At 62.7% G+C, this 22,335-nt stretch carries 20 protein-coding genes and 1 tRNA gene; 2 read left to right on the top strand and 19 right to left on the bottom strand.

Annotated features, from left to right (window positions below):
- Positions 1-8 precede the first annotated feature (8 nt).
- The 8 genes from LB566_RS11775 to rpsL all read right to left on the bottom strand — a co-directional run bounded on the left by LB566_RS11775 (position 9) and on the right by rpsL (position 6,349).
- Entirely contained in the window at positions 9-302 is a 294-nt protein-coding gene (locus LB566_RS11775) for a 50S ribosomal protein L23 (RefSeq protein ID WP_006205465.1), read from the bottom strand.
- Positions 299-919, bottom strand: a complete 621-nt coding sequence (gene rplD, locus LB566_RS11770) for a 50S ribosomal protein L4 (protein ID WP_140501259.1) — start codon at positions 917-919, stop codon at positions 299-301. Before rplD ends, LB566_RS11775 begins: the two co-directional genes overlap by 4 nt.
- Complete coding sequence (gene rplC, locus LB566_RS11765; RefSeq protein ID WP_224624532.1) at positions 919-1,647, bottom strand: 50S ribosomal protein L3; 729 nt, start codon at positions 1,645-1,647, stop codon at positions 919-921. The genes rplD and rplC overlap by 1 nt, the downstream gene beginning before the upstream one ends.
- Positions 1,648-1,708: 61 nt before the next feature.
- Positions 1,709-2,017, bottom strand: coding sequence for a 30S ribosomal protein S10 (rpsJ, locus tag LB566_RS11760; RefSeq protein ID WP_006205468.1), 309 nt, complete (start codon positions 2,015-2,017; stop codon positions 1,709-1,711).
- Positions 2,018-2,083: 66 nt separating this feature from the next.
- Entirely contained in the window at positions 2,084-3,259 is a 1,176-nt protein-coding gene (gene tuf / locus LB566_RS11755; RefSeq protein ID WP_140515452.1) for an elongation factor Tu, read from the bottom strand.
- A 65-nt stretch (positions 3,260-3,324) separates the two neighbouring features.
- On the bottom strand, positions 3,325-5,415 hold the full coding sequence (gene fusA, locus LB566_RS11750) for an elongation factor G (RefSeq protein ID WP_140548665.1): 2,091 nt from the start codon (positions 5,413-5,415) through the stop codon (positions 3,325-3,327).
- A gap of 29 nt (positions 5,416-5,444) precedes the next feature.
- Positions 5,445-5,915, bottom strand: coding sequence for a 30S ribosomal protein S7 (gene rpsG, locus LB566_RS11745; protein WP_008875664.1), 471 nt, complete (start codon positions 5,913-5,915; stop codon positions 5,445-5,447).
- Between the two features lie 62 nt (positions 5,916-5,977).
- Positions 5,978-6,349, bottom strand: coding sequence for a 30S ribosomal protein S12 (gene rpsL, locus LB566_RS11740; protein WP_006333356.1), 372 nt, complete (start codon positions 6,347-6,349; stop codon positions 5,978-5,980).
- Between the two features lie 483 nt (positions 6,350-6,832).
- On the opposite strand from rpsL, the gene LB566_RS11735 reads away from it, so the two are divergent.
- Both LB566_RS11735 and LB566_RS11730 read left to right on the top strand, forming a co-directional pair.
- Positions 6,833-7,114, top strand: coding sequence for a transcriptional regulator (locus LB566_RS11735; protein WP_140501636.1), 282 nt, complete (start codon positions 6,833-6,835; stop codon positions 7,112-7,114).
- Between the two features lie 164 nt (positions 7,115-7,278).
- On the top strand, positions 7,279-8,205 hold the full coding sequence (locus tag LB566_RS11730) for a Gfo/Idh/MocA family protein (RefSeq protein WP_224624531.1): 927 nt from the start codon (positions 7,279-7,281) through the stop codon (positions 8,203-8,205).
- Positions 8,206-8,252: 47 nt separating this feature from the next.
- Here LB566_RS11730 and LB566_RS11725 read toward each other — a convergent pair whose 3' ends face one another.
- From LB566_RS11725 to LB566_RS11675, 11 genes are all read right to left on the bottom strand, one after another.
- Positions 8,253-8,918, bottom strand: a complete 666-nt coding sequence (locus LB566_RS11725; protein WP_224624530.1) for an O-methyltransferase — start codon at positions 8,916-8,918, stop codon at positions 8,253-8,255.
- 85 nt (positions 8,919-9,003) lie between these two features.
- A complete protein-coding gene (gene rpoC, locus LB566_RS11720) occupies positions 9,004-13,200 on the bottom strand; it encodes a DNA-directed RNA polymerase subunit beta' (RefSeq protein WP_140501630.1) in 4,197 nt (1,398 codons plus the stop codon).
- A 135-nt stretch (positions 13,201-13,335) separates the two neighbouring features.
- Complete coding sequence (gene rpoB, locus LB566_RS11715) at positions 13,336-17,472, bottom strand: DNA-directed RNA polymerase subunit beta (protein ID WP_224624529.1); 4,137 nt, start codon at positions 17,470-17,472, stop codon at positions 13,336-13,338.
- Positions 17,473-17,739: 267 nt separating this feature from the next.
- Entirely contained in the window at positions 17,740-18,117 is a 378-nt protein-coding gene (gene rplL / locus LB566_RS11710) for a 50S ribosomal protein L7/L12 (protein ID WP_027146630.1), read from the bottom strand.
- A 54-nt stretch (positions 18,118-18,171) separates the two neighbouring features.
- Complete coding sequence (gene rplJ / locus LB566_RS11705) at positions 18,172-18,690, bottom strand: 50S ribosomal protein L10 (RefSeq protein ID WP_140515456.1); 519 nt, start codon at positions 18,688-18,690, stop codon at positions 18,172-18,174.
- Between the two features lie 408 nt (positions 18,691-19,098).
- The gene (gene rplA / locus LB566_RS11700) at positions 19,099-19,797 is read right to left on the bottom strand and encodes a 50S ribosomal protein L1 (RefSeq protein WP_140501624.1); all 699 of its coding nucleotides are present in this window, start codon (positions 19,795-19,797) and stop codon (positions 19,099-19,101) included.
- Positions 19,798-19,801: 4 nt separating this feature from the next.
- Positions 19,802-20,230 carry a 50S ribosomal protein L11 gene (gene rplK / locus LB566_RS11695; protein WP_140501622.1) on the bottom strand — a complete coding sequence of 143 codons (429 nt, stop codon included), beginning with the start codon at positions 20,228-20,230 and terminating at the stop codon, positions 19,802-19,804.
- A gap of 175 nt (positions 20,231-20,405) precedes the next feature.
- Entirely contained in the window at positions 20,406-20,933 is a 528-nt protein-coding gene (gene nusG, locus LB566_RS11690) for a transcription termination/antitermination protein NusG (RefSeq protein WP_140501620.1), read from the bottom strand.
- Between the two features lie 27 nt (positions 20,934-20,960).
- On the bottom strand, positions 20,961-21,164 hold the full coding sequence (gene secE / locus LB566_RS11685) for a preprotein translocase subunit SecE (RefSeq protein ID WP_013531408.1): 204 nt from the start codon (positions 21,162-21,164) through the stop codon (positions 20,961-20,963).
- A 400-nt stretch (positions 21,165-21,564) separates the two neighbouring features.
- Positions 21,565-21,640: transfer RNA gene (locus tag LB566_RS11680), tRNA-Trp, on the bottom strand.
- A gap of 210 nt (positions 21,641-21,850) precedes the next feature.
- A complete protein-coding gene (locus LB566_RS11675) occupies positions 21,851-22,333 on the bottom strand; it encodes a group II truncated hemoglobin (RefSeq protein ID WP_140548675.1) in 483 nt (160 codons plus the stop codon).
- Positions 22,334-22,335: the final 2 nt, after the last annotated feature.

Below are 22,335 nucleotides of genomic sequence, written 5' to 3'. Positions count from 1 at the left end.
GGCCTTGCTCAGAGACCCGTCGCGACGTCGATCGACTGGCCATCGGCCAGCGTCACTACCGCCTTCTTGACGTCGCTCTGGCGGCCGATCGTGCCGCGGAAGCGCTTGATCTTGCCCTTGCGGACAAGCGTGTTCACGGCCATCACCTTGACGCCGAACAGCGCTTCGACGGCGGCCTTGATTTCCGGCTTCGACGCCTTCTTGGCGACGTTGAAGACGACCTGGTTCTGCTCGGAAGCCATGGTCGACTTTTCGGTGATCGCCGGGCTGACGATTACGTCGTAGTGACGAAGGTCGGTCATTTAAAGCGCTCCTCGAGAGCCTCGACGGCGGCCTTCGAAAGGACCAGCGTGCCGCGGCGCAGAATGTCGTAGACGTTGATGCCCTGGATGGGCAGCACGTCGATGTTCGGGATGTTGGTCGCGGCCAGCTTGAAGTTCCGGTCGAGCTCGGCGCCACCAATCACCAGGGCGTTCGTCAGGCCCAGCGTCGCGAAATTCGCGATCAGCGCCTTGGTCTTTGCCTCGGTCAGCTTCAGCTCGTCGATGACGATGATCGACGCGCTCTTGGCCTTGGCCGAGAGAGCATGCTTGAGGCCGAGCGCCCGGACCTTCTTCGGCAGCTCATGCTCGTGACTGCGGACGACCGGGCCGTGAGCCTTGCCGCCGCCGCGGAACTGCGGAGCGCGTGCCGAATGGTGACGGGCGCGGCCCGTACCCTTCTGCTTGTACATCTTGGCGCCGGTGCGCGCGATCTCGGCGCGGCCCTTGGCCTTGTGCGTGCCCTGCTGCTTCTTGGCGAGCTGCCAGCGCACGACGCGCTGCAAAATGTCCTCGCGCGGATCAAGGCCGAAAATCTCCTCGGAGAGTTTCACCTTGCCGGCGTCCTTGCCGCCCAGCGTTGTGATCTTGAGATCCATTATTCCGCTCCCTCTGTGGCCGGAGCCTCATTCTTCGTGCCCATGTCGGCAGCAACTGGGCGGATCGCGGCGGGCTTCGGCGCATTGGCCGGAAGCGCCACCTTGGCGGCGTCGCGAACCAGGATCCAGGCGCCCTTCGACCCGGGAACCGCGCCGCGGATCAGGATCAGGCCGCGGTCGGCATCGGTCGAGACGATCTCGACGTTCTGCGTGGTGACGCGCGTGTCGCCCATGTGGCCGGCCATCTTCTTGCCCTTGAACACCTTGCCGGGGTCCTGGCGCTGGCCGGTCGAGCCGTGCGTGCGGTGCGAGACCGAGTTACCGTGGGTCGCGCGGCCACCACCCATGTGGTGGCGCTTGATGACGCCCTGGAAACCCTTGCCGATCGTCGTGCCGGTGACGTCGACCTTCTGGCCGGCGACGAAATGCTCGACGGTGATCTCGGCGCCGACATCGATCATGTTGTCGGCGGAGACGCGGAACTCGGCAAGCTTGGCCTTCGGCTCGACGGAAGCGGTCGCGAAATGGCCGCGCATCGCCTTCGACGTGTTCTTCACCTTGGCAAGGCCAACGCCGAGCTGAACGGCGGTGTAGCCATTCTTCTCCTGCGTGCGCTGCGCCACGACTTGGCAGTTCTCCATCTGGAGAACGGTGACGGGAACATGTTCCCCGGCATCGTTGTAGATGCGGGTCATTCCCACCTTCTTTGCAATCACACCTGAACGCATCGGTTCAATTCCTTTAGAGTTCCGGGCCAGGGGCATCGCCCCTTACCGCGCTCTCATTCCCTTAGAGCTTGATCTCGACGTCGACACCGGCGGCCAGATCGAGCTTCATCAAAGCATCGACGGTCTGCGGGGTCGGATCGACGATATCGAGCAGACGCTTGTGCGTGCGCATCTCGAACTGCTCGCGGCTCTTCTTGTCGACGTGAGGCGACCGGTTGACCGTGAACTTTTCGATCCGCGTCGGCAGCGGAATGGGGCCGCGGACGTTGGCACCGGTGCGCTTGGCCGTCGACACGATTTCGCGCGTCGAGGCGTCGAGCACCCGGTGATCAAACGCCTTCAGGCGGATGCGGATATTCTGTCCGTTCATGCGTCACTTCCTTGTTCTGGCGCGGCGCGGGCACCCGCGCCCGCGACAGATCGGTTTAAGTCCAAATTACTCTTTGATGGTGACGACGATGCCGGCACCGACGGTGCGGCCGCCTTCACGGATGGCGAAGCGCAGCTTCTCTTCCATGGCGATCGGCACGATCAGCTCGACGTCGACCGTGATGTTGTCGCCAGGCATCACCATCTCGGTGCCGGCCGGCAGCGACACGATGCCGGTCACGTCGGTGGTGCGGAAGTAGAACTGCGGACGGTAGTTGGTGAAGAACGGCGTGTGACGGCCACCCTCGTCCTTGGTCAGGATGTAGGCTTCGGCCACGAACTTCTTGTGCGGCTTCACCGAACCGGGCTTGGCCAGAACCTGGCCGCGCTCGACACCTTCACGGTCGACGCCGCGCAGCAGCGCGCCGATGTTGTCGCCGGCCTGGCCCTGGTCGAGCAGCTTGCGGAACATCTCAACGCCCGTGCAGGTCGTCTTGGTCGTCGGACGGATGCCGATGATCTCCAGCTCCTCGCCGACCTTGACCACGCCGCGCTCGACGCGCCCGGTCACAACCGTGCCGCGGCCCGAGATCGAGAACACGTCCTCGATCGGCATCAGGAACGGCTTGTCGAGCGGACGAACAGGCGTCGGGATGTAGGCGTCGACCTGAGCCATCAGCTCGCGGATCGCGTCCTCGCCGATCTTCTTGTCCGAATCTTCCAAAGCCGCCAGCGCCGAACCCTTGACGATCGGAATGTCGTCGCCGGGGAACTCGTTCTTGGTCAGCAATTCGCGAACCTCGAGCTCGACCAGCTCAAGCAGCTCGGCATCGTCGACCTGGTCGACCTTGTTCAAGAACACCACGATCGACGGCACGCCGACCTGGCGGGCCAGAAGAATGTGCTCGCGGGTCTGCGGCATCGGGCCGTCGGCGGCCGACACGACCAGGATCGCGCCGTCCATCTGCGCGGCACCGGTGATCATGTTCTTCACATAGTCGGCGTGGCCGGGGCAGTCGACGTGGGCGTAGTGACGGTTCTCCGTCTCGTACTCAACGTGAGCCGTCGAAATGGTGATGCCGCGCGCCTTCTCTTCCGGCGCCGCGTCAATCTGGTCATAGCGCTTGTATTCGCCAAAATACTTGGTGATCGCTGCCGTCAAAGACGTCTTGCCATGATCAACGTGGCCAATCGTGCCGATGTTCACATGCGGCTTGGTGCGCTCGAATTTACCTTTTGCCATGTGATGTCTCCATTCCTGCTCGCCCGTACGGGCTCTTAATTAAGTTGCCGCAGCACCCTGCCGGGTTACGCGTATTTCTTCTGGACTTCCTGGGCGACCGCGGTCGGGACCGGCTCGTAATGATCGAACTGCATCGTGTAGGCCGCGCGGCCCTGGCTCATCGAGCGCAGGTTGTCGACGTACTTGAACATGTTGGCGAGCGGCACCATCGCGTTGATGACGACCGCCACGCCGCGGGCTTCCTGGCCCTGGATCTGGCCACGACGGCCGTTGAGGTCACCGATGACACCGCCGACATAATCTTCCGGCGTCACGACCTCGACCTTCATGATCGGCTCGAGCAGCTGCACGCCGAGCTTCGGCGAAGCTTCCATAAAGCAAGCGCGGGAAGCGATTTCGAATGCGAGCACCGAAGAGTCGACGTCGTGGAAAGCGCCGTCGATCAGGGTAGCCTTGACGCCGATCATCGGGAAACCGGCAAACGGGCCGGAACCCATCTTGCTCAGCAGGCCCTTCTCGACACCCGGGATGTATTCCTTCGGCACAGCGCCGCCGACGATCTTGGATTCGAACACAAAATCCTCGCCCTCGGGGTTCGGCTCGAACACGATCTTCACGCGGGCGAACTGCCCGGTACCGCCGGTCTGCTTCTTGTGCGTGTAGTCCTGCTCGTGCCTGCGGGTGATCGTCTCGCGATAAGCCACCTGCGGCGCACCGACATTGGCCTCGACCTTGAACTCGCGGCGCATGCGGTCGACGATGATGTCGAGGTGCAACTCGCCCATGCCCGAGATGATGGTCTGGCCGCTTTCCTCGTCGGTCTTGACGCGGAAGGACGGATCCTCGGCAGCCAGGCGATGCAGCGCGAGGCCCATCTTTTCCTGGTCGTTCTTGGTCTTCGGCTCGATGGCGATCTGGATGACCGGATCGGGGAACTCCATACGCTCGAGGATGACCGGATGCAGCGGATCGCACAACGTGTCACCGGTGGTCGTGTCCTTGAGACCTGCGAGAGCGACGATGTCGCCAGCATAGGCCTCTTCAACGTCGGCACGGGAATTAGCATGCATCTGCAGCATGCGGCCGATGCGCTCTTTCTTGCCCTTCACGGTGTTGTCGACCGAGATGCCCTTGGTGAGCTTGCCCGAATAGATGCGGGCAAAGGTCAGCGAACCGACGAACGGGTCGTTCATGATCTTGAACGCCAGCATCGACAGCGGCTCGTTGTCGTCGGCGTGACGCTCGATCTCGGCGTCGGTCTTGGCATCGACACCCTTGATCGCGGGCACATCGGCCGGCGACGGCAGGTATTCCACGACGGCGTCGAGCAGAGGCTGCACGCCCTTGTTCTTGAATGCCGAGCCGCAGAACATCGGGAAGAACTTTACCGCGATGGTGCCCTTGCGGATCAGCGCGCGGATCTCGTCATTGTCAGGCATCTTGCCTTCGAGGTAGTTTTCGAGCGCCGTCTCGTCCATCTCGACGGCGGCCTCGATCATCTTCTCGCGGTATTCCTCGGCGCGGGCCTTGAGGTCGGCCGGGATCTCGACGACGTCCCAGGCAGCGCCCAGCGTCTCGTCGCGCCAGACAAGCGCGTTCATCTCGACCAGGTCGACGACGCCCTTGAACTCGGTCTCGGCGCCGATCGGCAGCTGCATGACGACAGCCTGCGCACCGAGGCGCGAGCCGATCATCTCGACCGAGCGATAGAAGTCGGCGCCGGTCTTGTCCATCTTGTTGCAGAAGATCATGCGCGGCACGCGGTACTTGTCGGCCTGGCGCCAGACGGTTTCCGTCTGCGGCTCCACACCGGCATTGGCGTCGAGCAGCGCGATGGCGCCGTCGAGCACGCGCAGCGAACGCTCGACCTCGATGGTGAAGTCGACGTGTCCGGGCGTGTCGATGATGTTGAAGCGGTGCATCTTGCCGTCACGGCCCTTCCAGAAGGTCGTGGTCGCGGCCGACGTGATCGTGATGCCGCGCTCCTGCTCCTGCTCCATCCAGTCCATGGTCGCGGCGCCGTCGTGCACTTCGCCGATCTTGTGCGACTTGCCCGTATAATAGAGGACGCGCTCGGTGGTCGTCGTCTTGCCGGCGTCGATATGCGCCATGATACCGAAATTGCGGTAGTCTTCGATTTTATATTCGCGGGCCATCGTAACTGCCTCTCAGTCTCGTTCGCGCTTTACCAGCGGTAGTGCGCGAAGGCGCGGTTGGCTTCAGCCATCTTGTGGGTGTCTTCACGCTTCTTCACGGCGGTGCCGCGGTTGTTGGCCGCGTCCATCAGTTCGCCGGAGAGGCGGTCGACCATGGTGGTCTCGTTGCGGTTGCGGGCCGCGGCGATCAGCCAGCGGATGGCCAACGCCTGACGGCGCTCGGGGCGCACGTCGACCGGAACCTGGTAGGTGGCGCCGCCGACGCGACGCGAACGCACTTCCACATGCGGCGCGACATTGTCGAGCGCCTGATGGAAGACGGTGACCGGCTCCTGCTTGGTCTTCGACTGGACCTGGTCGAGCGCGCCGTAGACGATGGTCTCGGCAACCGACTTCTTGCCGTCATACATGACGGCGTTCATGAACTTGGTGACGATCAGATCGCCGAACTTGGGGTCCGGATTGATCTCACGCTTTTCTGCACTGTGACGACGGGACATGGCTTTTGTCTCTCAATCTCTCATAGCCCGGCGCAGTCAAAAAGCGCCGAAGCCGGAAAACCTTACTTCGGACGCTTGGCACCGTATTTCGAACGGCGCTGCTTGCGGTTCTTCACACCCTGCGTGTCGAGCACGCCGCGGATGATGTGGTAGCGGACACCCGGAAGGTCCTTGACGCGGCCGCCGCGGATCATGACCACGGAGTGCTCCTGAAGGTTGTGACCTTCGCCGGGAATGTAACCGATCACCTCGAAACCATTGGTCAGGCGGATCTTGGCCACCTTGCGCAGCGCCGAGTTCGGCTTCTTCGGCGTCGTTGTGTAGACGCGCGTGCAGACGCCCCGCTTCTGCGGGTTCTGCTGCATGGCCGGGACCTTGTTGCGCTTCACCGGCGCAATGCGCGGCTTGCGGATCAGCTGGTTGACGGTAGGCATTAAACCCTCTTGTCTCTCAATTCCGTGTCTCGTGCCGGTCAAGGCTCGCTCAAAGCGTCATTTCCATACGCAAATTCGGGCCACAAACCGCGCCTTGCGGTCTTGCCCGAACAAATCGCAGAGGAAGCGGAAACCGCTTCGTGCACGCCGGAAATGTCTTTTCGCTCGTAAAACGAACCCTGTTTGAGGCAAACTCCAAAGCGTGTCGCTTCGGAAGGGAGAGCCTCACATCGGTTCTGACTGGGCGGCTTCTACTCGCAAGCCCGCGTACCGTCAACCCCGGAGCGGCAAATATTGCAATGAAGCCGGGGCTTGGCAGCCATGCGTAAACCGCATGTAATTTTCTTTCGTCATTTTGCAAGGGCGAGGAAGAAAATGCCAAGCCTTTAGCAAAGTGAATGGCTTTTGGCTGTTGCGCGGCGCGGCTTCATGCGAAAAAGCCGCATGAACAGTCAAAGCCCCTCGCCGCGAAGGAATCGGCCCGTGAACGACAACGAGGAACGCCCGGTCACCATCATCACCGGCCGGGTGTGGAAGAGAAAAGGCGGCAAGCCGGAAGGCGTGCACGTCATGCTGGTTGCGCCCGATGACGATTCGGCGGTGCGCCGTGCGCTCGAATCGCTGGCGGCGGAGGGTTACGCCGAAGCCGAGCTCGACCAGATCGGCGACATGGAGGGCGAGCCCGACGAGGAGCCGCATCTTTCGGCCTTCCAGGGCGCGCTCGAAGGCGAAGTGTCGATCGTGACCTTCGACGTGCCAATCTGAAATCGTACCGGCCCTCGCCTTTCGAATCGGCGCTGAAGCCCTCCAACGGTGAGAGGCCGGCGTTGCGGTTCCAGCAAAGCCGGAGTTGACCTTTCGACTTCGGCTTGCCCGGGGCAAGTGTTCTGATAAGAAGCGCTCACCATCATCCAACAGACGGAGCGGCCGTGTCCCAGCCCATCAAGATAGGCATTGTCGGTGTCGGCAAGATCGTGCGCGACCAGCACCTTCCGGCGCTCGCCAAGGACCGGGACTACCGGCTGATCGCGGCGGCCAGCCGCCACGGCAAGGTGGACGGCATCGCAAATTTTCCCGATATCGAGACGATGCTTGGCGCGGTTCCCGAGCTCGACGCCGTCTCGCTCTGCATGCCGCCGCAATTCCGCTACGCTGCGGCGCGCGCCGCGCTCGAGGCGAAGAAGCACGTGTTCCTGGAAAAGCCGCCCGGCGCCACGGTCAGCGAGGTCGAGGACCTGAAGGTGCTGGCGACGAAACAGGGCGTTTCGCTGTTCGCCAGCTGGCATTCGCGCTATGCGCCGGCGGTGGAAGCGGCGCGGACATTCTTGGCCTCGACGAAGATCAGATCAGCGGCAATCGTCTGGAAGGAAGATGTGCGCCGCTGGCACCCGAACCAGGACTGGATCTGGCAGCCTGGCGGCTTCGGCGTCTTCGATCCCGGCATCAACGCGCTGTCGATCGCGACCTACATCCTGCCCGCCATGTACATCACCTCGGCCGCGCTCGACTTCCCGGAGAACCGCGACGCGCCGATCGCAGCCCAGGTCGCCTTCCGCGCGGCGAACGGTTCGGCGGTGACGATGGATCTCGACTGGCTCCAGACCGGACCGCAGAGCTGGGACATTCTCGTCGACACGGATGCAGGCAAGATGGTGCTTTCGGGCGGCGGCTCGAAACTCGCCGTCGACGGCCGCGTCGTCCATGAAGAACCGGAAGCGGAATATCCGATGCTCTACAGGCGTTTCGCCGAAATCGTGCGCGCCGGTATCTCCGATGTCGACCTGGCACCGCTCCAGCATGTCGCCGACGCCTTCATGCTGGGCAAGCGCAATGTGGTCGAGGCGTTCTTCGATTGAAAAGGCGGCCGTCGCCCGATCTCGGAGCCGGCCGCCATCGCAACAACTCAATCGACAATCGCTATGGCAAACCCGTCATAGCCCTTGGCACCGACGGTCTGGATCGCGGTGCCGTCCAGGCGCTTGTCGCCGCCGATGAAGGCGAACGCCGCGCGTGCACCTTCGACGTTGGCGTCGTTGCCATCCTCATCGAGCACCGCGCCGTCACGGATGACGTTGTCGCAGACGATGACCGTCCCCGAGCGCGACAGCCGCATGGCCCAGGAGAGATAGTTGGGGTTGTTCGGCTTGTCGGCGTCGATGAAAACGAGGTCGAACGGCCCGGCATTCTGGGCACCCAGCGCAGCGAGCGATTGCAGCGCCGGCCCGACCCGCAGATCGACCCGTTCGGAAACCCCTGCCCGCTCGAAATTCGAACGCGCGACCTTGGCATGGTGCGGATCGAGTTCGAGCGTCACGATCTTGCCGCCGGCTGGCAATCCCCGCGCCATCCAGATGGTGGAATAGCCGCCCAGAGTGCCAATCTCGAGCACCTTTTTCGCACTGCTGATGCGCACCAGCAGCGAGAGCAGCTTTCCCTGCGCCGCCGAGACGTCGATCGCCGGCAGGCCATGGTCGCGGTTGGCCGCCAGGACCGCGTCGAGAACGGGATCCGCCTCGAAGAGCGAGGAAACGATGTAGTTGTCGACAGCCGTCCAGGTTTTCGTGTTCATCTGCCTTCCTCTCTCGTTCGTTGAAACGAAAAAGCCGCCGGGTTGCCCCGGCGGCCTTGTTGCCTGAGATTTCTTGCCGCCGCGCTTATTGCGCGGCGGTTGTCATGTCCGCCAGCATCGGCTCGGCGACCTCGACACCGGAGGCCTTGCGGCGCTCGTCGATGATCAGTTCGTCGCGCGAGGTGGCGATGCGGCGGATCTGGCTCATCGTGCCGCCGGTACCGGCCGGGATCAGCCGGCCGACGATGACGTTTTCCTTCAGGCCCTGCAGCATGTCGGTCTTGCCGGCAACCGCGGCTTCCGTCAGCACCCTGGTCGTCTCCTGGAAGGAGGCGGCCGAGATGAAGGACGGCGTCTGCAGCGAGGCCTTGGTGATGCCGAGCAGCACCGGCTGGCCTTCGGCCGGCTTCTTGCCGTCCTCGATCAGGCGCTCGTTGACCTCTTCCAGTTCGATCACGTCGACGTGGTCGCCCGGAATATAGGTCGAGTCGCCCTGCGTGGTGATCTCGACCTTCTGCAGCATCTGGCGAACGATCACCTCGATGTGCTTGTCGTTGATCGACACGCCCTGCAGCCGGTAGACCTCCTGGATCTCGTTGACGAGGTAGGACGCAAGCGCCTCCACGCCCTTGATCGCCAGGATGTCGTGCGGCGCCGGATTGCCGTCGAGGATATAGTCGCCCTTCTCGATGACGTCGCCGTCCTGGAGATGGAACGGCTTGCCCTTCGGGATCAGGTATTCGACCGGCTCAAGCGTCGAGTCATGCGGCTCGATGATGATGCGGCGCTTGTTCTTGTAGTCGCGGCCGAAGCGGATCGTGCCATCGATCTCTGCGATGATGGCGTGATCCTTCGGACGACGAGCCTCGAACAGCTCGGCAACACGCGGCAGACCGCCGGTGATGTCCTTGGTCTTGGCGCTTTCCATCGGGATACGCGCCAGGACGTCGCCGGGGCGAACCTGAGCACCCGGCTCGACCGAGAGAATGGCCTCGACCGAGAGCAGGAAGCGGGCATCGCCGCCCTTCGACAGCTTGCCGACCTTGCCCTTGGCGTCCTGAACCACGATCGCCGGCTTCAAGTCGTTGCCGCGCGGCGTCGAACGCCAGTCGATGACCTCGCGCTTGGTGATGCCGGTCGACTCGTCGGCCGTTTCCTGGACGGAAATGCCGTCGACCAGATCCTCGAAAGCCACCTTGCCCTCGATTTCGGTGAGGATCGGGCGGGTGTAAGGATCCCACTCGGCGATGCGCTGGCCGCGCTTCACCTTGTCGCCATCGTCCACGAAGATGCGCGAACCATAGGTGACGCGGTGCGTGGCGCGCTCCTTGCCGGCCTCGTCGAGGATCAGCACCGCCATGTTACGGCCCATGACCATCTGCTGGCCGTCCGAGTTGCGCACCACGTTGCGGTTGCGGATCTCGACCTTGCCCTCATAGGAGGCTTCAAGGAACGAGCTATCCACCACCTGCGCCGTACCGCCCATGTGGAAGGTACGCATGGTGAGCTGGGTGCCCGGCTCGCCGATCGACTGCGCCGCGATGACGCCGACGGCCTCGCCCTGGTTGACCGGGGTGCCCCGGGCCAGATCGCGTCCGTAGCAGACCGCGCAGACGCCGACCCTGACTTCGCAAGTCAGCGCCGAGCGGATGCGGACCGACTGCACGCCGGCCTTCTCGATCTGTTCCACGTCGCGCTCGTCCATCAGCGTTCCGGCCTTGACCAGCAATTCGCCGGTCACCGGATGGTTGATGTCGTCGAGCGCGGTGCGGCCCAGCACGCGCTGGCCGACCGAAGCGACGACCTGACCGGCATCGACGATCGGCTGCATGGTGAGGCCCTTGTCGGTGCCGCAATCCACGGAGTTGACGATGCAGTCCTGCGCCACGTCGACCAGACGACGAGTGAGGTAGCCCGAGTTCGCCGTCTTCAAGGCGGTGTCTGCCAGACCCTTGCGGGCGCCGTGGGTCGAGTTGAAGTACTCGAGCACGGTCAGGCCTTCCTTGAAGTTCGAGATGATCGGCGTCTCGATGATTTCACCCGACGGCTTGGCCATCAGGCCGCGCATGCCGGCGAGCTGGCGCATCTGGGTGGGCGAGCCACGCGCACCGGAGTGCGACATCATGTAGATCGAGTTCATCGGCTTCTGACGGCCATTGTCCTCGAACTCGACCGCCTTGATGCGGGCCATCATTTCGTCGGCGACCTTTTCCGAGCACTTGGCCCAGGCGTCGACGACCTTGTTGTACTTCTCGCCCTGCGTGATCAGTCCGTCATTGTACTGCTGCTCGTATTCCTTGGCCAAGGCCTCGGTGTCCGACACCAGCTTGATCTTGGTGTCCGGAATCAGCATGTCGTCTTTGCCGAACGAAATGCCGGCGCGGCAGGCATGAGCGAAACCGAGCGCCATGATGCGATCGCAGAAAATGACCGTCTCCTTCTGACCGCAATGGCGGTAGACGGTGTCGATCATCTTGGAGATGTTCTTCTTGGTCATCTCCTGGTTGGCGGTCTCGTAAGGCACGTTGACGTTCTTCGGCAGAAGCTCGCCGATGATCATGCGGCCAGGCGTGGTGTCGTAGATCTTCGACACGACCTTGCCCTCGGCGTCGACCGAGCGGAAGCGGCCCTTGATCTTGGCGTGCAGGGTCACCGCCTTGGTCTCGAGCGCGTGCTGGAGTTCGCCCATGTCGGCAAACACCATGCCCTCGCCCGGCTCGTTCTGGTTGACGATCGAGAGATAGTAGAGACCCAGAACCATGTCCTGCGACGGCACGATGATCGGCGCGCCGGAAGCCGGGTGCAGGATGTTGTTGGTCGACATCATCAGCACGCGGGCTTCCAACTGCGCTTCCAGCGACAGCGGCACGTGAACCGCCATCTGGTCGCCGTCGAAGTCGGCGTTGAAGGCCGTGCAGACCAGCGGATGCAGCTGGATCGCCTTGCCTTCGATCAGGATCGGCTCGAACGCCTGGATGCCGAGGCGGTGCAGCGTCGGCGCGCGATTCAAGAGCACCGGATGCTCGCGGATGACCTCGTCGAGGATATCCCAGACTTCCGGACGCTCCTTCTCGACCAGCTTCTTGGCCTGCTTGACGGTCGAGGAGTAACCCTTGGCGTCGAGGCGGGCGTAGATGAAGGGCTTGAACAGTTCGAGCGCCATCTTCTTGGGCAGGCCGCACTGGTGCAGCTTGAGCTCCGGACCGGTGACGATGACCGAACGGCCGGAATAGTCGACGCGCTTGCCGAGCAGGTTCTGGCGGAACCGGCCCTGCTTGCCCTTGAGCATGTCCGACAGCGACTTCAGCGGACGCTTGTTGGCGCCGGTGATGACGCGGCCGCGGCGGCCGTTGTCGAACAGCGCGTCGACGGCTTCCTGCAGCATGCGCTTTTCATTGCGCACGATGATGCCGGGGGCACGCAGCTCGATCAGCCGCTTCAGACGGTTGTTGCGGTTGATGACGCGGCGATAGAGATCGTTGAGGTCCGACGTCGCGAAACGTCCGCCGTCCAGCGGGACGAGCGGGCGCAGGTCCGGCGGGATCACCGGAACCACCTTCATGATCATCCATTCCGGACGGTTGCCGGACTCCATGAAGTTCTCGACGACCTTGAGCCGCTTCAGATACTTCTTCTGCTTCAGCTCGGACGTGGTCGAAGCCAGCTCCGAACGCAGGTCGCCGGCGATCTTCTCCAGGTCCATGCCGGCCAGAAGGTCATGAATGGCCTCGGCGCCGATCATGGCGGTGAAGCTATCCTCGCCATATTCGTCGACGGCGATCATGTACTCTTCCTCGCTGAGCAGCTGGTGCTCCTTCAGCGCGGTGAGGCCGGGTTCGGTGACGATGTAGTTCTCGAAGTAGAGAACGCGCTCGATGTCCTTCAAGGTCATGTCGAGCAGCGTGCCGATGCGCGAGGGCAGCGACTTCAGGAACCAGATATGGGCGACGGGCGCCGCCAGCTCGATATGGCCCATGCGCTCGCGGCGAACGCGCGACAGCGTGACTTCGACGCCGCACTTTTCGCAGATGACGCCCTTGTACTTCATGCGCTTGTACTTGCCGCACAGGCATTCGTAGTCCTTGATCGGGCCAAAAATGCGCGCGCAGAACAGACCGTCACGCTCCGGCTTGAAGGTGCGGTAGTTGATGGTCTCCGGCTTCTTGATCTCGCCGAACGACCAGGACAGAATCTTCTCAGGGCTGGCAAGCGATATCCGGATGGAATCGAACACCTGCGCCGGCGCCTGGGGATTGAAGAGATTCATGACCTCTTGGTTCATGCCGTTCTCCTTTCGGGGTCCTCGAAAACCCCTTGCATCTGATGCGGGGCGAATGCCCGCTGAGTGGTCGGCCCACCGGCCGAAGAATTTGGCGCACCCGGTCGCGGAAGCCTCTCCCGCGACCGGGTGTCTTGTTTATTCCGCTGCGTCGGGCAGCCGAACCGGGGCTTCGTCGAGCTTGGTGTTCTCCAATTCGACGTTGAGGCCGAGCGACCGCATCTCCTTGACGAGAACGTTGAAGCTCTCGGGAATGCCGGCCTCGAAGGTGTCGTCACCGCGGACGATCGCCTCGTAGACCTTGGTGCGGCCGGCGACGTCGTCCGACTTCACCGTCAGCATTTCCTGCAGCGTGTAGGCGGCGCCGTAGGCTTCCAGTGCCCAGACCTCCATTTCGCCGAAGCGCTGGCCGCCGAACTGCGCCTTGCCGCCCAGCGGCTGCTGGGTGACGAGCGAGTACGGACCGATCGAGCGCGCGTGGATCTTGTCGTCCACGAGGTGGTGAAGCTTGAGCATGTAGATGTAGCCCATCGTCACCTTGCGATCGAACGGCTCGCCGGTGCGTCCGTCATAGAGCTGCGACTGACCGCTGGTGTGCAGGCCCGCCTGCTGCAGCATGACGTTGATGTCGGCCTCGTGCGCGCCGTCGAACACCGGGGTCGCGATCGAGACGCCGCGGCGCATCTGCTCGCTCAGGCGAACGATGCTCTCGTCGTCATACTCGCGGACCGGCTCGTTGCGGTCGTTGGCGGGCATGAAGCTCTCCAGCGTCTTGCGCAGCGGCTTGATGTCGCCGGCAGACTTGTAGGCGTCGATCATCTCGCCGATCTTCCTGCCCATTCCGGCGCAAGCCCAGCCCAGATGCGTTTCCAGGATCTGGCCGACATTCATGCGGCTCGGCACACCCAGCGGGTTGAGCACGATATCGGCATGCGTGCCGTCCTCGAGGAAAGGCATGTCCTCGACCGGAACGATGCGCGACACGACACCCTTGTTGCCGTGACGGCCGGCCATCTTGTCGCCCGGCTGCATCTTGCGCTTCACCGCCACGAAGACCTTGACCATCTTCATGACGCCCGGAGGCATTTCGTCGCCGCGCTGCACCTTCTCGACCTTGTCCATGAAGCGCTGTTCGAGCGCCTTCTTGGAATCGTCGTACTGGCCGCGCAGGGCTTCCAGTTCGCTCTGGAGCTTTTCGTTCTCCACGGCGAACTGCCACCACTGCGAACGCGGATACTCGTCGAGCGTGTCCTTCGACAGCGTCGAGCCCTTCTTGAAGCCCTTCGGTCCGGCGATCGCTTCCTTGCCGACGAGCACGTCGGAAAGGCGCGCGTAGACGTTGCGATCCAGGATCGCCTGCTCGTCGTCACGGTCCTTGGCGAGGCGTTCGATCTCCTCGCGCTCGATCGCCATGGCGCGCTCGTCCTTCTCCACACCGTGGCGATTGAACACGCGCACCTCGACGACGGTGCCGAAGGTGCCCGGAGGCATGCGCATCGAGGTGTCGCGCACATCGGATGCCTTTTCGCCGAAGATGGCGCGCAGAAGCTTTTCTTCCGGCGTCATCGGGCTTTCGCCCTTCGGCGTGATCTTGCCGACCAGGATATCGCCCGGCTGAACTTCGGCACCGATATAGACGATGCCGGCTTCATCGAGGTTCTTCAGCGCTTCTTCCGAGACGTTCGGAATGTCGCGCGTGATTTCCTCCGGTCCGAGCTTGGTGTCGCGCGCCATGACCTCGAACTCCTCGATGTGGATCGAGGTGAAGACGTCGTCGGCGACGATGCGCTCGGACAGGAGGATCGAGTCCTCGTAGTTGTAGCCGTTCCACGGCATGAACGCGACCAGCACGTTGCGGCCGAGAGCCAGATCGCCGAGCTCGGTCGAAGGACCGTCCGCGATGATGTCGCCCTTGTTGACCCGGTCGCCCATGCGCACCAGCGGACGCTGGTTGATGCAGGTGTTCTGGTTCGAACGCTGGAACTTCATCAGCCGGTAGATGTCGACGCCGGACTTGCCCGGATCAAGATCTTCCGTTGCGCGGATGACGATACGCGTCGCGTCCACCTGGTCGACGATGCCGCCGCGGCGGGCGCCGATGGCGGCGCCCGAATCGCGGGCGACGATCGGCTCCATGCCGGTGCCGACGAACGGCGCTTCGGCGCGCACCAGCGGCACGGCCTGGCGCTGCATGTTCGAGCCCATCAGCGCGCGGTTGGCGTCGTCGTTCTCAAGGAACGGGATCAGGGCCGCGGCCACCGACACCATCTGCTTGGGCGAAACGTCCATAAGGTCGACGTTTTCGCGGGGCGCCATCATCACTTCGCCGGCACTGCGGCAAATGACGAATTCGTCGACAAAGCGGCCATCCTTGTCGAGCTCGGCATTGGCCTGCGCGACATGGTGCTTGGCCTCTTCCATCGCCGACAGATAGACGACGTCATTGGTCAGCTTGCCGTCGACGATCTTGCGGTACGGGCTCTCGATGAAGCCGTACTTGTTGACGCGCGCGAAGGTGGCGAGCGAGTTGATCAGGCCGATATTCGGGCCTTCCGGCGTCTCGATCGGGCAGATGCGGCCGTAATGCGTCGGGTGCACGTCGCGCACCTCGAAGCCGGCGCGCTCGCGGGTCAGACCGCCCGGTCCAAGCGCGGAGAGACGGCGCTTGTGGGTGATCTCCGACAGCGGGTTGGTCTGGTCCATGAACTGCGACAGCTGGGAGGAACCGAAGAACTCGCGCACGGCGGCAGCCGCCGGCTTGGCGTTGATCAGGTCCTGCGGCATGACCGTGTCGATCTCGATCGAGGACATACGCTCCTTGATCGCGCGCTCCATGCGCAGCAGGCCGACGCGGTACTGGTTTTCCATCAGCTCGCCGACCGAACGCACGCGGCGATTGCCGAGATTGTCGATGTCGTCGATCTCGCCCTTGCCGTCACGCAGTTCGACCAGTGTCTTGACCACGGCCAGGATGTCGTCCTTGCGCAGCACGCGCACGGTATCCTCGGCCTTGAGTTCGAGGCGCATGTTCATCTTGACGCGGCCAACGGCGGACAGGTCGTAGCGCTCGCTGTCGAAGAACAGCGAGTTGAACATGGCTTCGGCGGTTTCGAGCGTCGGCGGCTCGCCCGGGCGCATGACACGGTAGATGTCGAACAGCGCGTCCTGGCGGCTCTCGTTCTTGTCGACGGCGAGCGTGTTTCTGATGTAGGCGCCGACATTGACGTGGTCGATGTCAAGGATCTGGATCTCGTCCTCGCCGGTGCCGAGCAGCACCTTCAGCGTCTTGTCGTCGATCTCGTCGCCGGCTTCGAGGAAGATCTCGCCGGTGGCGTAGTTGACGATGTCCTCGGCGAGATAGTTGCCAAGCAGGTCCTCGTCGGTCGCCTTGATCGCCTTCAGGCCCTTTTCGCCGAGCTGGCGAGCCTGGCGGGCGGTGATCTTCTTGCCGGCCTCGACAACAACCTCACCCGTATCGGCGTCGACCAGGTCGCCGACAGCCTTCAGGCCGCGGAAACGATCGACGTTGAACGGAATGCGCCAGTGATCGCCGGCGCGCTTGTAGGTGATCTTGTTGTAGAAGGTCGACAGGATCTCTTCGCCGTCCATGCCGAGCGCCATCAGCAGCGACGTCACCGGAATCTTGCGGCGACGGTCGATGCGGGCGTGCACGACGTCCTTGGAATCGAACTCGATGTCGAGCCACGAACCGCGATAAGGGATGACGCGCGCGGCAAACAGGAGCTTGCCCGACGAGTGCGACTTGCCCTTGTCATGGTCGAAGAAGACGCCCGGCGAGCGGTGCATCTGCGAGACGATGACGCGCTCGGTGCCGTTGACGATGAAGGTACCGTTCGAGGTCATGAGCGGCATGTCGCCCATGTAGACGTCCTGCTCCTTGATGTCCTTGATCGACTTCGCGCCGGTATCCTCGTCGATATCGAACACGATCAGGCGCAGCGTCACCTTCAGCGGCGCGGCATAGGTGAGGTCGCGCTGACGGCATTCGTCAACGTCGAATTTCGGTCCTTCGAACTCGTACTTCACGAACTCCAGCATCGAGGAGCCGGAAAAATCGGAGATCGGGAAGACCGACTTGAAAACAGCCTGCAGTCCCTCGTCCGGACGTCCACCCTTGGGCTCGTCCACCATCAGGAACTGGTCATAGGATGCCTTCTGAACCTCGATGAGGTTCGGCATCTCCGCAACTTCCGGGATCTTTCCGAAGAACTTGCGTACGCGTCTGCGGCCATTGAAAGTCTGGGTCTGGGCCATCGTCGCTCCTTAGCTCTAAACTCGGGGCGAGCCTCGCCGCGGCTCGCCTTGCATCCGAACCGCCTGGGCAGCGGCTCTCTGTCTGTTCTCCGGCCCCATTACCAAACTACTTGGCGGCGGCCGGCTAAAACGGGAGAAAACCCGTTTCCTGAGAGCCGGTTTCCGGCCCTCAGGAAAGAGGTTTTCGTACATCTCGCGCTACGCAGCCTCCCCAAGGTCACCCGGGGGAGTGGCGGACGGCGCGAGGCCGTCCGCCGCTTGTTACGCTTACTTCAGCTCGACCTTGGCGCCGGCTGCTTCCAGCTGGGCCTTGAACTTGTCGGCGTCGGCCTTGGAAACGGCTTCCTTGACCGGCTTCGGAGCCGCTTCGACCAGGTCCTTGGCTTCCTTGAGGCCAAGGCCGGTGATGGCGCGGACTTCCTTGATGACGTTGATCTTCTGGGCGCCGGCGTCGGTGAGGACGACGTCGAATTCCGTCTTTTCCTCGACCGGAGCAGCAGCAGCGGCAGCGCCGCCGGCAGCGGCAACCGCCACCGGAGCAGCAGCCGAAACGCCCCACTTTTCTTCCAGAAGCTTCGACAGCTCAGCCGCCTCGAGGACGGTCAGCTTCGAAAGGTCGTCTACGATCTTTGCGAGATCAGCCATTGTTGTATTCCTTCATAAGGTTCGAACGTGTGTTTGTGATAGCGAGGAACGGCCTCATGCCGCCTCGTCCTTCCGGGCGTAAGCGCCGATGACACGCGCGACCGAAGCCGCGGGCGCATTGACGATCTGGGCGATCCGGGTTGCCGGCGTGGCGATCATGCCAACCAGCCTGGCGCGCAGCTCGTCGAGCGACGGAAGTGTGGCGAGTGCCTTCACACCGTCGGCGTTGAGCGAGGTGGTGCCCATTGCGCCGCCGAGAATGACCAGCTTGTCATTCCCCTTGGCGAAATCGGACGCGACCTTCGGCGCCGCAATCGGATCCTCCGAATAGGCGACCAGCGTCTGTCCCTTGAACAGATCGATGATCGATGCGGAGTCCGTGCCCTGAAGAGCGATTTTGGCGAGACGGTTCTTCGCGACTTTAACGGTGCCACCGGCAGCGCGCATTTTCGACCGGAGGTCGTTCATTTGCGCGACGGTGATACCGGCATAGTGGGCCACGACCACTGAACCCGCGTTCGAGAACGCATCGTTCAGGCCCGTGACGAGTTCGCGTTTTTCCGCTCTGTCCACTGCCTATCTCCAGTTGACCCCCATCCTGCTAACGGGAACATTCCCATTCACGAGGACAGGCGTCGGGTTGCCTTTTGCCGGCCGGGCCATCCAGTAACGGATCTCCCGAACAGCGCTCGAGGATCCTGCCCCCTTTCGCCACATCGCCGGCAAGCCGGACGATGCGCAGACAAAAGGCAAACACGGTTCGAACCTTTCATTGGAGCACTTGCTCCGCTGTCAGGTCTTCACCCGTCTCATGCAGGCCCACATGAATTAAGGCCCCCCTTTTCAATAAAGGCCGGGCCGCCTGCAATCTCGGACAGGATGTCCGGAAGCCTTTCGGCTCCCGGTACCGGGCCCAGAACGATCCGGGCCCGGAATTCACTTGCGGATCGACCTTTCAGCGGCCGATCCAGATCGTCTTAATCAGGACGCTGCGAGCGTCGAGACATCGAGCTTGAGGCCCGGGCCCATCGTCGAGGTGACCGACACCTTCTTGACGTAGTTGCCCTTGGCGCCAGCCGGCTTCGCCTTGGTCACCGCATCGGCGAAGGCGCGAACGTTTTCTTCCAGCGCCTTGACATCGAACGAAACCTTGCCGACGCCGGCGTGAACGATGCCGGCCTTCTCGACGCGGAACTCCACAGCGCCGCCCTTCGATGCCTTGACGGCGGCCGCAACGTCGGTGGTGACGGTACCGACCTTCGGGTTCGGCATCATGCCGCGCGGGCCGAGCACCTTGCCCAGACGGCCGACGAGCGGCATCATGTCCGGCGTGGCGATGCAGCGATCGAAATCGATCGTGCCCTTCTGGACGATGTCGACCAGGTCCTCCGCGCCGACGATGTCGGCGCCGGCGGCCTTGGCTTCCTCGGCCTTGTCGCCACGGGCAAACACGGCGACGCGGACTGAGCGGCCGGTGCCGTTCGGCAGGTTGACCACGCCGCGGACCATCTGGTCGGCATGGCGAGGATCAACGCCGAGATTCATCGCGACTTCGATCGTCTCGTCGAACTTGACCGTAGAGCGATCCTTGAGCAGCTTCAGCGCGTCACCCAAGGTATAAGCCTTGTTGGGATCGATGCCTTCGCGGGTCTTCGATACACGCTTTGCAATCTTTGCCATGATCTCAGCCCACCACTTCCAGACCCATCGAGCGGGCGGAGCCCTCGACCATGCGCATGGCCGCCTCGACGTCGTTTGCGTTCAGATCCTTCATCTTCTGCTCGGCGATGGCGCGGACCTTGTCGCGGCCGATCGTGCCGGCCTTGACCTTGCCCGGCTCCTTCGAGCCCGACTTCAGGTTCGCGGCCTTCTTCAGGAAGTAGCTCACCGGCGGCGTCTTCATGACGAAAGTGAACGACTTGTCCTGGTAGTAGGTGATGACGACCGGAATCGGCGATCCCTTTTCCATTTCCTGGGTCTGCGCGTTGAACGCCTTGCAGAACTCCATGATGTTGATGCCGCGCTGACCAAGCGCCGGGCCGATCGGGGGCGACGGCGTAGCCGAGCCCGCGGCAACCTGGAGCTTGAGCTGGCCTGCAATTTTCTTAGCCATCTCTATTCCTGCCTTTGTCTATGCCGGTCCCACGATCTGGGAAAGCACCGGCTGTTGCAGTCTGGTGGTGCGGTTCCTGCGGCTGGCTAAAGCCGCATTCGCCTCCCACCGTTCTCAGGCCGCGCGTTGCCGCGCCGCCTCCCCTGACCACCGGAACGGCGCCAGGGATTTCGGATCAGCCTTTTTCGACTTGTCCGAATTCCAGATCGACAGGCACGGCGCGCCCGAAGATCGAAACTTCCACCTTGAGCCGCGCCCGCTCCTCGTCCACTTCCTGGACGAAGCCGTTGAAGGACGCGAAGGGGCCATCCGAAACGCGGATCGCCTCGCCGATCTCGAAAGTAACCGAGGGCTTCGGCCGCTCGACGCCTTCCTGCACCTGGTTAAGGATGCGCTGCGCCTCGGCCTCGGTGATCGGCACCGGTTTGGAGTCGCCCAGGAAGCCGGTGACCTTCGGCGTGTTCTTGACTAGCGAGAACACGGCGTCGGTCAAGTTGGCCTTCAGGAGCACATAGCCCGGAAAGAACTTGCGCTCGGCGTCGACCTTGCGGCCGCGACGAACCTCGACGACCTTCTCGGTCGGCACGACGATCTGCTCGATATCGGCGGACAGGCCCTTCTGCTTGGCCTTGTTCTCGATGTCCTCGGCGACCTTCTTCTCAAAGTTCGAATAGGCGTGGACGATGTACCAGCGCGTAGTCATTTCACGACTTCTCCGTAATCGCCGGACTTAGCGTCCAATGCCCAGAATCTGTTCGACCGCGAGGCCCATGAGCTGATCGGCGGTGAAGAAAAAGATCATCGCGATCACAGCGAAGGCCAGAACCATCACCGTCGAGATCATCGTTTCGCGCCGCGATGGCCAAGTCACCTTGGCGGTCTCCGCGCGAACCTGCTGGAGAAAGACGAAAGGATTTGTGGTTTTCGAAGCCATATGCCGCTCTGTCTTCAAGACCCGTTGGCCGGGTCTCCTGGATGATCCCGCTGGCCGGGACGTGCCGCCTGGGTCCATTTTCGCGCCGAATCGGCACAATCATTTCGCCCATGCAAATCAGACGCGTAAAGCCGGCTTCCCAGCTCCACGCGTCGCGTGTCTGTTTCGTCTACATAAAACCGATTCTTGATCCACGCAAGTGGCAAGTGTCCGCTTTATGACCAAACGCCGCCTCGGAACCATCCAGTCGTTCCGTCCCGGCTATGGCGCCCTTATGCCTCAATCGGCCTAATATGGCAAGCCGGTCGCCGATTTTCAAAGGGCAGCCCTCAGAAATATCGTTTCTGATAGCCATTTAGGAAATGGCTGAGTTTTTGTTTTGACGTGCCATTTCTCGAAATGGCACGGGCAGCAGGGCTCGAACCTACGACCTGCGGTTTTGGAGACCGCCGCTCTACCAACTGAGCTATGCCCGTACACGTGCGCCTCGGCGCAGCAGGGGCTTCCTAAAAGCTTCCGCGCGCTCTGTAAAGAGCGGTTTGCAAGCAAAAGGGCCTTCATCCCCTTTGCCGGAAATCGGGATGGCCGATGCCAGCCCGCCGCCATCGATCGCCGGTTCACGCACGAGTGCGTCGGCATGCCATTCGCGGAGATCTTGCCTGCCGGCCGGTGTATCCGTTGGCCGGCTATTTGGTGTCCGGGACCCGGTACGGCCCGCCAGGCACGCCCCAGCCCCAGGCCGGCATCGGCTCGGTCTCGGGGTCGCAGGTTTCGCCGAGATTGGAGTTCATCTTGGCGAGCCGCGACCCCCATTCGACATAGCCCATGAAGGCGGAACGGAACTCCGGGTCGTCAGGCAGGCCGACCGCATCGGCGGCATCGGCCAGCAGACTGATCCAGCGGCGGCGCTGCTCTTCCGTCAAATGCTTGCCCAGGTGATGCATCACCATCTCGCGGTGGCCGCCGAATTTTTCGCTGTAGGTTTTCGGGCCGCCGAAAACCTCGCCGATAAAGGCCGCGACGTGGGCGGGGTGGTCGGGCGACATATGCTTGAACACCGGCCCGACGACCGGATCCCGCGCCACCTTGTCATAGAAGGTCTGCGTCAGCCGGTTCAGCGCCTCGCTGCCGCCGGCCCATTCATACAGTGTCGGAACATCCTGGCTCATAC

The sequence above is a fragment of the Mesorhizobium sp. CA13 genome, assembly GCF_020165235.1.
GTDB lineage: Bacteria > Pseudomonadota > Alphaproteobacteria > Rhizobiales > Rhizobiaceae > Mesorhizobium.
The sequence above is the reverse complement of the archived record's forward strand: the minus strand, read 5'-3'. Positions and strand labels throughout refer to the sequence as shown.